This is a genomic window from Amycolatopsis sp. SID8362 (assembly GCF_010550475.1).
GTDB lineage: Bacteria > Actinomycetota > Actinomycetes > Mycobacteriales > Pseudonocardiaceae > Amycolatopsis > Amycolatopsis eburnea.
Genome location: NZ_JAAGNB010000191.1, coordinates 1 through 10,688, shown reverse-complemented (window position 1 = coordinate 10,688; position 10,688 = coordinate 1). Strand labels below are relative to the sequence as shown.

General features: G+C 70.2%; 11 protein-coding genes. 7 read left to right on the top strand and 4 right to left on the bottom strand.

Annotated features, from left to right (window positions below):
• Nucleotides 1-257 precede the first annotated feature (257 nt).
• A complete protein-coding gene (locus tag G3I65_RS07060) occupies nucleotides 258-1,775 on the top strand; it encodes a hypothetical protein (protein ID WP_160695368.1) in 1,518 nt (505 codons plus the stop codon).
• Between the two features lie 2 nt (nucleotides 1,776-1,777).
• Here the strand turns inward: G3I65_RS07060 and G3I65_RS07055 are convergent, their stop codons facing one another.
• From G3I65_RS07055 to G3I65_RS07045, 3 genes are all read right to left on the bottom strand, one after another.
• A complete protein-coding gene (locus G3I65_RS07055) occupies nucleotides 1,778-2,392 on the bottom strand; it encodes a VC0807 family protein (RefSeq protein ID WP_160695367.1) in 615 nt (204 codons plus the stop codon).
• Nucleotides 2,393-2,481: 89 nt separating this feature from the next.
• Nucleotides 2,482-3,237 (bottom strand): decaprenylphospho-beta-D-erythro-pentofuranosid-2-ulose 2-reductase, encoded by a 756-nt coding sequence (locus tag G3I65_RS07050; protein ID WP_160695366.1) that lies wholly within the window; start codon nucleotides 3,235-3,237, stop codon nucleotides 2,482-2,484.
• On the bottom strand, nucleotides 3,234-4,604 hold the full coding sequence (locus tag G3I65_RS07045; protein ID WP_160695365.1) for an FAD-binding oxidoreductase: 1,371 nt from the start codon (nucleotides 4,602-4,604) through the stop codon (nucleotides 3,234-3,236). Before G3I65_RS07045 ends, G3I65_RS07050 begins: the two co-directional genes overlap by 4 nt.
• A 125-nt stretch (nucleotides 4,605-4,729) precedes the next feature.
• Here G3I65_RS07045 and G3I65_RS07040 point away from each other — a divergent pair, with 125 nt between their 5' ends.
• Together G3I65_RS07040 and G3I65_RS07035 are read left to right on the top strand one after the other, a co-directional pair.
• The gene (locus G3I65_RS07040) at nucleotides 4,730-5,200 is read left to right on the top strand and encodes a GtrA family protein (protein ID WP_163046652.1); all 471 of its coding nucleotides are present in this window, start codon (nucleotides 4,730-4,732) and stop codon (nucleotides 5,198-5,200) included.
• 8 nt (nucleotides 5,201-5,208) lie between these two features.
• Nucleotides 5,209-7,128 (top strand): glycosyltransferase, encoded by a 1,920-nt coding sequence (locus tag G3I65_RS07035; RefSeq protein WP_160695364.1) that lies wholly within the window; start codon nucleotides 5,209-5,211, stop codon nucleotides 7,126-7,128.
• 52 nt (nucleotides 7,129-7,180) lie between these two features.
• On the opposite strand, the gene G3I65_RS07030 is transcribed toward G3I65_RS07035, so the two are convergent.
• Nucleotides 7,181-7,426 carry a hypothetical protein gene (locus G3I65_RS07030; RefSeq protein WP_160695363.1) on the bottom strand — a complete coding sequence of 82 codons (246 nt, stop codon included), beginning with the start codon at nucleotides 7,424-7,426 and terminating at the stop codon, nucleotides 7,181-7,183.
• A gap of 113 nt (nucleotides 7,427-7,539) precedes the next feature.
• Here G3I65_RS07030 and G3I65_RS07025 point away from each other — a divergent pair, with 113 nt between their 5' ends.
• The 4 genes from G3I65_RS07025 to G3I65_RS07010 all read left to right on the top strand — a co-directional run.
• Nucleotides 7,540-8,304, top strand: coding sequence for an ESX secretion-associated protein EspG (locus G3I65_RS07025; RefSeq protein ID WP_160695362.1), 765 nt, complete (start codon nucleotides 7,540-7,542; stop codon nucleotides 8,302-8,304).
• A 129-nt stretch (nucleotides 8,305-8,433) separates the two neighbouring features.
• Nucleotides 8,434-8,880 carry a hypothetical protein gene (locus G3I65_RS07020; RefSeq protein ID WP_160695361.1) on the top strand — a complete coding sequence of 149 codons (447 nt, stop codon included), beginning with the start codon at nucleotides 8,434-8,436 and terminating at the stop codon, nucleotides 8,878-8,880.
• A 6-nt stretch (nucleotides 8,881-8,886) separates the two neighbouring features.
• Nucleotides 8,887-9,456: a DUF3558 domain-containing protein gene (locus G3I65_RS07015; RefSeq protein WP_239070687.1), complete on the top strand. Its 570-nt coding sequence runs from the start codon at nucleotides 8,887-8,889 to the stop codon at nucleotides 9,454-9,456.
• Between the two features lie 11 nt (nucleotides 9,457-9,467).
• The coding region (locus G3I65_RS07010) for a hypothetical protein (protein WP_160695359.1) at nucleotides 9,468-10,688 on the top strand (1,221 nt) is incomplete at its 3' end.

The window sequence follows — 10,688 nt, the reverse complement described above, 5'->3', positions numbered from 1 at the left end:
GCGGGATCGCCGCCGCGAGCCACCACGGTCCCCGCGACGGCCGGCCCGGCATCCACCGCCAGTACGGCGGCGGCCCCGGCGGCAACCACGACGGCCGCGGCCCGGGCTTCCGCGGCGGCCAAGGTCAAGGCCAAGGCCACCAGAGCCAGGGCCAGGGCAGCGGCGACGGCATCTGACCCACCCGGGGGAGTGTGGTCTGCACCACCGACCCCCCGCTCAGATCACGGAAGCATCACGGGCGGGGTACGGTGTCCCGGATGCGAAGCGCCTCCGCAGAACTCCCCAACGCCGCCGGTGCGCTGCCGGCGGCTGTGCCCGTCACCCGTCCGTGGGTCCTCCCGGCGGGTGCCGCGGTGGCCTCCGCCCTCGTGTTCGCCCTGGTCAGCCACCATCTCATCGATGACACCTACATCACGCTGTCCTACGCGAAGAACCTCGCCTTCCACGCCCACTGGGGCCTGATCGAGCAGGGGACGGCGAACACCGCGACGTCGCCGCTGAACGTCCTGGCCCTCGGCGCGGTCACGTTCGTCGTCCGCGACGCCGTCCTCGCCGCCGGGGTCGTGTTCGTCGTCGCGCAGGTGCTGCTCGTGCTGGGGCTGCGCCGGCTCGGCGAGCGCACCGGGCTGCCCGCCGCGTTCGCGCCGCTGACGTTCGCGTTGCTGCTGGTCAACCCGCTGCTGCTGTCGTCGGTCGGGCTGGAGGTCGCGCTCGGCGCCACCGGCGTCGTCTGGGCGCTCGTGCACGCCGGCGAGCGCCACGCGGGACGGCTGGGTGTCGTGATCGGGCTGCTCGCGCTCGTCCGGATCGACCTGCTGCTGATCGCGGCGGTGCTGTTCGCGGCGCGCCGCGAGTTCTGGGTGGGCATCTGGCGGACGGCGTTCTCGGCGCTCGCCGTGATGCTCCCGTGGTTCGGCTTCAGCTGGCTGGTGCTCGGCTCGGCCGTGCCGGACACGCTCGTCATCAAGATCAGCCAGCAGTCGTGGGGACCGTTCAGCTTCACGAACGGCCCGCTGCTCTACTGGCGCAACTTCCCGACCGCGGCCGCGCTGTCGTTCCTGCCGCTGCTGCTCGCCGGCGTGGCCGGGGTGGCCTGGGTCGTCCTGTACCGCCGCGGCTCCGAAACCGCCCGCCGCCTGACGCCGTTCGCCGCGCTCGCCGTCGCGGGTGCCCTGCACTATGTCGCTTACAGCCGCCTCGGCGTGCCGCCGTACCACTGGTACTACGCGCCCAGCATCATCGGCGCGACGGTCTTCCTCGCCGCCGGCGCCTCGGCGGTCCCGGAACGGGTGCGCCGCGGGACGTGGACGGCCGCCGCCGCGGTGGTCGCGGCCAGCGTCGCCGTGTACGCGATGCCGGGTCTTCCGCGCCAGTTCGCGCCGATCACCAGCAACCACGCGTCGACGACGGAGTACCGCGAGATCGGCCAAGAGCTGGCGGCGATCGCGCACGGCCGCAAGGTGGAGACGGCGGGCGAGGTCGGCGCGCTGGCCTACGCGTGCGACTGCGAGCTGGTCGACGAGTTCTCCGACCGCGGCGCGGTCGACCCGGCGATCGCCGAGACGAAGCGCCGCAGCGGCGACATCGGCCGCGCGCTGCTGGAAGCCAACTTCCACAACTTCGACCACAGCGTCGCCCCGATCAGCCCGGACCTCGTCCTGGCGACGACCCGCCGCGCGCCCCCGCCGGCGGCGCTGGCGAGCTGGCGGATCGACTCACCGTGGATGGGCAGCCAGAACCTCTACCTGGTGCCCGCCCACGCCGCGGGGAGCTGAACTCAGGCATCCGCCGTCCGCCGGATGCCCAGCCGCCGCCTGGTCAGCTTCACGCCGAGGAGGACGCTGCCCGCGGTGAGTGCGGTGTCGAGGACCGGCACGACGTCGACCGGCAGCGTGAACGCCAGCACCACGACGGCGCAGCCCAGCAGGAGGCACCCGACGCCCCACCAGAGCGTCGCCGACCGCCAGCGCTCCCGGAACGACCGGGAAAGGCCCCACAGCCCTTCGAGGTGTTCGGCGCGGGCGGGTTGGAGCGCGCACACCGCCCGGAACAGCAGTGGCCGCCGTCCGGCGACCAGGCTGGCCAGCAGCACCACCCCGAGCGGGAGCGTGATCCAGGCGCTGCGGACGAGCAGCAGCCGGGCGTCGCCGGAGAACACCGCCACCGCGCCGTTGACCAGCAGCACGGCCAGCACGAACGCGCTGACCGGGTCGATCCGCCGGTGCCGCGCCAGGACGTACCCGGTCCGCAGCACCGGTGGCACGGCGCTGACCAGCAGCGCCCAGAGCGCGTCGACCTCGAAGGAACGCAGGACGTAGTACAGCGCCATCGGGAGGGCGACGTCGCGGAGCAGCATCATGAGTCCGGCGCGTTCGCTCGTCGTAGTCGTCATGGTGACAGTCTGTTGCGGCTGGCTGACGACCACATCGGCGTGGAGACCGGGCCCGGATGGAACTCCGGGTCAACCCGCGGGTGGATACCTCAGATCGGCAGCTTGCGGAAGATCGGCCGCGGCACGTGCCGCAGCGCCGACATCACCAGGCGGAACTGCGCCGGCGCCCACACGAGGTCCTTGCCCGCCCGCGCGGCCGCGACGGCGGTCTCCGCCACCTGCTCGGCCGTCTGCGCCAGGGGGGCGTCCTTCAGGCCCTCGGTCATCTTCGTCTTGACGTGGCCCGGCCGCACGACCGTCACCCGCACGCCGGACGGCGCGAGCGCCTCGCCCAGGCCCAGGTAGAACCCGTCGAAACCGGCCTTCGTGGAGCCGTAGACGAAGTTGGACCGCCGGACGCGCTCGCCGGCCACGGACGACAGCGCGATCACCGTGCCGTGGCCCTGCGCCTTGAGCTTCTCCGACAGCGCGACGCCGACCGACACCGCCGCCGTGTAGTTCACGGTCGCCAGCTCGACGGCCTTCGCGTGGTCCTGCCAGACCTCTTCCGGGTCGCCGAGCAGGCCGAACGCCACGACCGCCACGTCGATGTCGCCGCCCTCGAACGCCTTGGCCAGCACGCCCGGGTGCGACGCCGTGTCCTTGGCGTCGAAGTCCACGGTGGACACCTCGGCACCGCGGTCCTTCAGGCGCTGCGCGGCCGCGTCGAGCCGGGGCGACGGCCGCGCGGCCAGCACGACCCGCAGGGGCTTCTCGGCCAGGTACTTCTCGGCGATCGCCAGCGCGATGTCGGACGTGCCGCCGAGCAGGAGCAGGGACTGGGGGTTGCCCACCGCGTCGATCACAGTTCGAGCCTCCGGCTCATGTCAGAGGCGAAAACGCCTTCGGGGTCAACGGAAGCGCGGATCTTGCGCCATTCTTCGAGCCGCGGGTACATCTTCGCGAACGTCTCGGGCGTGGTGCGCGAGTCCTTCGCGGTGTACAGCCGCCCGCCCAGCTCCAGGACGTCGTCGTCCAGCTCCTGGCAGAAGCGGCCGAGGCCCGGCTTGATCGGGAAGTCGACGCAGACCATCCAGCCCGGGTGCGGGAACGACAGCGGCGCCGCGTTGCCCTCGCCCATCCGCTTGAAGACGTTGAGGAAGGACACGTGCCCCGACTCGGCGATCTTCCGGACGATCTTCCGCAGCGGCTCGTGCGCGTTCAGCGGCGTCGAGAACTGGTACTGCAGGAAGCCCTTGGAGCCGTAGGCGCGGTTCCACTCGCCGAACATGTCGAGCGGGTGGTAGAAGGCCGTGAGGTTCTGGATGACACCGCGGGCTTCCTTGGGCGTCTTCCGGTAGTACAGCTCGCCGATCCCGCCGAAGGTCAGCTTGTTGGCCAGGCCGTTCGGGAAGATGTCCGGCAGCGTCGCGAGCTGCGGGGCGTCGAACTTGAGCGGGTTCGCGCGCAGCTTCGGCGGCAGCTCGTCCAGCTTGGCCAGCGACCCGCGGCCGAAGGCGGCGCGGCCGAGCTTCGGGCCGGTCGAGATCGTGTCGAACCACGCCGACGAGTACGTGTACTTGTCGTCGGAGCCGTTGCTGACCAGCTCGAGCGTCTCGTCGAGGTTGTTCGTGCGCTCGTTGTCCGCGAGGAAGTACGCGGTCTCCGTCTTGGTCATCCGGATCGTGGCCCGCACGATGATCCCGGTCAGGCCGATGCCGGCGACCGTCGCCCAGAACAGCTCGGCTTCCGGGCCCTCCGGGGTCAGCGTGCGGATCTTGCCGTCCGCGGTGATCAGGTCCATCGACACGACGTGGTTGCCGAAGCTGCCCGCGCTGTGGTGGTTCTTGCCGTGGATGTCGTTGGCGATCGCGCCGCCGATCGTCACCTGGCGGGTGCCCGGGAGCACCGGGACCCACAGGCCGTGCGGCAGCGCCTCGCGCATCAGCTGGTCGAGGCTGACGCCGGCGTCCAGGTCGACCAGCGCGGTGTCCGGGTCGATCGAGTGGATGCGGTTCAGCGCGGTCATGTCGACGACCAGGCCGCCCGCGTTCTGCGCCGGGTCGCCGTAGGAGCGGCCGAGGCCGCGCGCGATGACACCGCGCTCGCCGGCCTGCGTCACGGCGCGAGCGATGGCTTCGACGTCCGCGGTGCTCAGGACGTCGGCGGTGGTCGGGGCCGTCCGCGCCCAGCCCGTGAGCGTGCGTCGCTGTGTCTCGGGTACATGGGTCACTCGACCAGGGTAGCCACGCCGAACGACGCCCGGAACGTGACCCTGAAGTGCTCGCTTCTACACTTTGCGCATCAAGGCACAAGCGCCCGCGCGGGTGACCATGACTCAGGCAACGAGGTAATGCAGTGGTGGCGACCGATCCGCAAGCCGACATCGCAGCTGCTCAGCCGTCCTCCATCGGACTGCTGGGGCAGCTCATCCGCTTCGCCCTGATCGGCGGCTTCTGCGCCCTCGTCGACCTGGGTACGTACACCCTGCTGACCCAGGTGGCCGGGATGGCCACTTCACCGTGGGTCGACGTCGCCCGCGCTATCTCTTTCATCGTGGGCACGACCACGGCCTTCTTCCTGAACCGGAAGTTCACCTTCTCGGGTGGACGCCGCGAGGGCAAGGCGCAGATCGGCTCGTTCGTCCTGCTCTACACCGTGACGTTCTTCGTCGCGGTCGGGGTGAACCAGCTGATGCTGCACGTTCTGCCGGAATCGGCGTGGCAGCACACACTGTGCTGGGCCGTGTCGCAGGCCACGGCCACGGTGATCAATTTCGTGATGCTCAAGTGGGTCGTCTTCCGCGAGCCGTCGACTGAGGAGAACTGAGGAACTCAATGCCCGGTAAAACAGCCACCCCGGCGCCGACCACCCAAGCCGGCGCGGCCGCCGAGACGCGGTTCACCGAGCACACTCCGCAGGGTCGCCTGACGGCGCAGCGCGGGCTCTACGCCGGACCGGCGCCGATCGTCAGCAAGGACCTGTACGCCGAGCTCGAATGGGGCTCGGCCGTGCGGGAACGTGCGGTCATCTCCCTCGAGCCCGCCTCGAAGGTGTCCGGCAACACGTACTTCGGCCGGTTCCCGGCCAGCTACTGGCAGCGCTGGACGGACGTGTCCGAGGTCTCGGTCGAGGCCGTCGTGACCGGGACCGGCCTGCTGTCCATGGGTGCCTCCGACGTCGAGGGCGAGCCGCGCGTGGTGGCCGCCGAGCAGGTCGTCGACGCCAAGCAGCTGAAGGTCGCGCTGACCGGCAAGCTGGACAAGTTCTACGACGGCGGCGCGCTCTGGCTCGACCTCGAGACCGAGGGCGGCCAGACGCTGCGCGTCGAGCAGGTCCGCTGGACGGTCGAGGCGCCGGAGAAGATCCGCCCGACCGCGGTCACGATCTGCACGATGAACCGCGCCGACGACTGCCTGAAGAACCTGCAGGCCCTCGCCGCGGACGTCTCCTCGCTGGAGACCCTGGACGCGATCTACGTCGCCGACCAGGGCACCGACCTCGTCGAGTCCCGCGACGGCTTCGAGCAGGTCGCGAAGGACCTCGCCGACAAGCTGCACTACATCAAGCAGCCGAACCTCGGCGGCGCCGGCGGTTTCACCCGCGGCCTGTTCGAGGTCGCCGGGCACACCGCGACCGAGCACGCGAACGTCCTGTTCATGGACGACGACGTGCTGCTCGAGCCGGACCTGGTGATCCGGATGACGGCGTTCTCCAACCGCGCCGCCAACCCGATCATCGTCGGCGGCCAGATGCTGAACCTGTTCCACCCGAACCAGCTGCACGTCGGCGCCGAGTACGCCCGCCTCAACACCCTCGAGCCGGGCCAGCCGGTCGAGCACTCGCTGTCGACGGCCGACCTGCTCGGCGTGGACGAGGAGACGCTCAAGCCGAACCGCCAGGAGCGCCGCCTCGACGCCGGCTACAACGGCTGGTGGTCGTGCCTGATCCCCTACGAGGTCGTCCAGGCGACCGGCTACCCGCTGCCGTTCTTCTTCCAGTGGGACGACGCCGAGTACTCCTACCGGGCCCGCGCGCACGGCTTCCCGACCGTCACCCTGCCGGGTGCGGGTGTGTGGCACGCGGACTTCCACATGAAGGACTGGGACGAGTGGCACCGGTACTTCAACCTGCGCAACTCGATCATCACCGCCGCGCTGCACTCGCCGTTCAACCTGAACCTGCTCTCGCGGGTGCTGCTCGCGCAGCTGGTGCGCTACCTGCTGGGCATGCAGTACGGCCTGTCGGCGACGCTGATCAAGGCCGTCGAGGACTTCCTCGAGGGCCCGGAGATCCTGCGTGACGGCGGTGTCGAGGCGATGCAGGAGATCCGCCGGATCCGCGATGCCTACCCGGAGACCAAGCGCCACAAGGCGACCGACGTGCCGGGCATCGCGTCCAACGACATCGGCATCATCAACAGCGCGCCGCGGCCCAGCATGCAGCGCCTGGTGCTGATCAAGCGCATCCTCGACCGAGTCCTCGGCCGCAGCCGCTTCGGGCTCGGCGCGGTGCCGATCGACGAGGCCCACTGGTGGCACATCGCCCTGTTCGACAAGGCGGTCGTCACCGACGCGAACCAGGAAGGCGTCCGCGTCCGGTCCTACGACAAGGTGAAGATGTTCGCGCTGGCCAAGCAGGGCGCGAAGGTCATCCAGCGGCTGCGCAAGGAAGGCGCGGCGGTGCAGGAGCAGTACAAGCGCGCCATGCCCGAGCTGACCTCGCGCGAGAACTGGAAGCGCCTGTACAAGCTCTGAGGTCCCCGGTCGAAGGCCGTCTCACGTTCGTCGTGAGGCGGCCTTCGCCGTGTCAGCCGTGCATGCCGAAGACGGTGCTCTTGCGGGTGAGGTCGTCGACGTACGCGGCGGCGACGTGGGCGAAGTTGATCGTCACCTCGGAGTGGTCCTTGGTGGTCACTGTTTCGACTGCGCCGGACTTCACGAGCTGGGCGAGCCTGCCCGTGAGCTTGGCGGACGCATCGGTCGTGAGCGCGAACAGCAGCGGTTCCCCGCCGGTGGCGAGGTGCAGCACGAGTGCGGGTTTCGGATCGGCCATGCGTCCATCGGACCAGCGGCGATCTTCGCGCGGCAAGCGGGTTCGCTGAGGGCGGAGCACGCGGTGGCGGTACCGTTCCCCGAGATCGGAAGAACCCGCGGGGGGAAAACGCGATGCCTCACTCGTTCTCGCTGTCGCTGGCGGCGGTGGACATCCTGCTCGAACAGCTCGGGCTGGGCCGCGCGCCGACGCCGTTCGAGGTGCCGCACGTCGGCACGACCGTCGAGCAGCGCGCGATGATCCGCGACGCCGTCGTCCGCGACCTGACCGGCCGCGGGCTGTGGAGCCGCGGCCGTCTGGACCCCGACGCCGAGCTGGCGCTGTCGACGTTCGTCCGCGGCAGCGTGACCATCAACGCGGCCGCCGAGCTGGGCGACCGGCAGCTGTTCGCCCGCGTCGCTTCCGACGGCCAGTTCGCGGTGCTCGCCAAGCAGGAGGAGAACCTCATCGTCTTCGAGGAGGTCCGCCCGACCGGCATCGTCCCGGCGATCGTCGACCTGCTGCCCCTGACCCCGGCCGCCCCCGGCCAGTCGGTGACGATCTCGAGGCCGGTCCAGCAGCCCCGCACCCAGCGCCGCGACGAGGCGTACGACCCGTTCGCGGGCGTCAGCGCCCCGCGTTCGCACAGCGGTGGCGGCGGTCCCCAGGTCCGCATGATCGAGCGGGTCTTCCAGGAACCGAAGAAGCGCGTGGGCCAGTTCACGGCCCAGACCCGCGGCGGCACGTACCCACCCCTGGCCTGGTTCGACACCCCGGCCGGCCGCTGGCTGATGTCCTCCCGCACAGCCGCGGACGGCCAGCGCTGGCTCACCTACGCCCCGGCCGACAACGCACGCCTGGCCCAGCAGCTGTACGCCCAGCTCGAAGGCCAGTTCTGAGCTCCGGGAACCACCGGGTCGCCCGCTGCGTCCGAAGTGAAGATCGGTGAACCGCGGTTGCGCAGGGTGCCCGGCTAGTAGACTCCCGGGTGCACACGCACGGGCAAAGCGAATTCGGGGTGGACTGCGATGCTGATAGCGGACGGCGGGGGCGGCGGCTCCTTCGCGGACATCGTCAACCCGTTCTCGTCGGGCGCCATGAGCGCCGCGGTGCAGAGCGTGACGGCGGAGACGCAGAAGCTGGTCGACGCCGCCAAGAGCGGTGGTTTCAAGATCACCCCGGAGGGTGTCAAGCCCCTCACGACGGCGCTCCTCGCCCTGGTCGACGACCTGGACGGCCTGAGCGAAACGACCTACGTGCTCAACCAGTCACCGCAGCTGGGCAACCACCCGTACGGCCACACCATCGCGGCGCACGACCAGAAGGGCGCGGCGCAGGCCGAGGGGTCCGCGAGCGTCGTGCTCGACCAGCTCAAGCAGGTGGCCCGGCAAGCCAACGAGGCGCTCCAGCGTGCCGCGGGTCTCTACCACGAATCCGAGAACGCCGCGCTCGACGGCCTGAAGCCCAAGTCCTAGGGAATGATGAAACTCCTCGCACGCGCCGTCCTGCCCGTCGCCGCGGGTGCCCTGCTGCTGGCCGGGTGCACGGACACCCGGACCGGGACACCCTCACCGGCCGGCTCGGCGACGTCCGCCCCGTCCACCGGGGAGTCGAGTTCGGCGGACCCGGGCGGCGCCACGACGACGTCGCTGGAGCCGTGCACGCTGCTGACCGCCGCCGACGTGACCGCCTACGGCACCTTCAAGGACGCCGAGGAGAAGAAGCTCGGAAAAGCGCGTGTTTGCTCGTACCAGAAGCAGCGCACCGACGCGAGCGAGGAAGGCGGCATCATCGGCGTCGCCATCCGCGACGATGCCCCGCTCGACTCGGTCAACGACACCGGCGGCGGCATCAAGGACCTGGACATCAACGGCCGCAAGGCGAAACAGGCGTCGAGCCAGTCGCCCCTCGGGTGCACGGTCGCGCTCGGTGTCGGCGACAAGGCGCGGGTCGACGTGAACGTGACCGCCGTGGACACCGTCGAGAAGGCCTGCCAGATGGCCGAAGAAGTGGCCACCAAGGCCGTCGAGCCGAAACTGCCCAAGGCGTAAGGGGAGTTCAGATGAGCACGCGACAGGGACCGCCGCCGAAGACCGCGGACAAGACGCCGCAAGAAGTGCAGGACATGGCGCCCGCCGAGCGCGACGCCTACCTGCAGCAGAAGGCGGAAGAGGGCGTCGACCCGGGCAGCTGGTTGTTCGGGCCCGTCCAGCAGTGGATCGCCCAGGCGAAGGCGAAGAACCAGGCTCAGCAGATGGGCGACAAGAACGTCGAGGACGCCACCAAGGGCCGCGACGTCGAGTACGTCCAGGGGTTGAACGCGCCGAACGCGGACTACAAGGGCAACGACCACGCCCAGCTGCAGGAGTTCTTGCAGAGCAATCTCGACGTCGAACAGGTCTCCAGTGTCTCGACGGCGTACCACCAGGTGCACCAGGTCTTCGACAAGTTCGCCCAGTCGATGAACACCGCCGTCGCCGCTTCCAAGGGCACCTGGGAAGGCACCGCGGCCGAGAACGCGCAGCAGTACTTCACCAGTCTGAGCAAGTGGTCCGACGCCAACTCGCAGAACGCGAAGCTCGCCTCGGAGACCATCTACGACCAGGGCCAGGCCGCGTCCACCGCCAAGAACTCGATGCCGGCGCCGATTCCCTTCAGCTGGAAGGACGAGTTCTCCTCCTGGGCGACCTCGAACCCCTTCAACCTCGCGGACAACGTCGACAAGTCGATCCAGAAGCAGAAGGACAGCCAGGCGGCGCACGACCAGGCCGCCGGGGTCATGTCGACCTACGACAAGAACCTCTACGAGGCCGCCTCCAAGCAGCCCGCCTTCGCGCCGCCGCCGAGTTTCAGCACCGGTGGGGGGAGTGGCGATCCCAACGGGACCGGGGACAAGAACGGCATCAACACCCCGTCGGGCGTGAACACGCCGGGCGGGCACTCGGTGAACATGCCGGGTGGCGGCACCAACAACTTCACCCCCGGCAACATCCCGGGCACCACCGGGACGCCGCAGTTCTCCGGGCCCGGCTCGACCACCGGCGCGGGGCTCATCCCGTCCGGCACCACCACGCCGTCCGGCTTCACGCCGGGGTCGCTCCCCGGTGGGTCGACGCCGAACCCGAACCAGCAGTTCGGGGGCATGCCGCCGATGAGCCCGATGCCGATGGGCGGGATGAACTTCGGCGGGGACGAGGCGTACAACTCCAAGGTCGGCGGAGGCGGCGGCCGCGGGGCCGGCGGCTTCGGGCCCGGGGGTTCGGGCGCGGGCAACGCCACAGGC

Coding starts and splice junctions, on each gene's coding strand:
- G3I65_RS07030 (WP_160695363.1), bottom strand. CDS start 7,426: ATGGCCGATCCGAAACCCGCACTCGTGCTGCACCTCGCCACCGGCGGG.
- G3I65_RS07055 (WP_160695367.1), bottom strand. CDS start 2,392: ATGACGACTACGACGAGCGAACGCGCCGGACTCATGATGCTGCTCCGC.
- G3I65_RS07015 (WP_239070687.1), top strand. CDS start 8,887: ATGAAACTCCTCGCACGCGCCGTCCTGCCCGTCGCCGCGGGTGCCCTG.
- G3I65_RS07025 (WP_160695362.1), top strand. CDS start 7,540: ATGCCTCACTCGTTCTCGCTGTCGCTGGCGGCGGTGGACATCCTGCTC.
- G3I65_RS07035 (WP_160695364.1), top strand. CDS start 5,209: ATGCCCGGTAAAACAGCCACCCCGGCGCCGACCACCCAAGCCGGCGCG.
- G3I65_RS07060 (WP_160695368.1), top strand. CDS start 258: ATGCGAAGCGCCTCCGCAGAACTCCCCAACGCCGCCGGTGCGCTGCCG.
- G3I65_RS07020 (WP_160695361.1), top strand. CDS start 8,434: ATGCTGATAGCGGACGGCGGGGGCGGCGGCTCCTTCGCGGACATCGTC.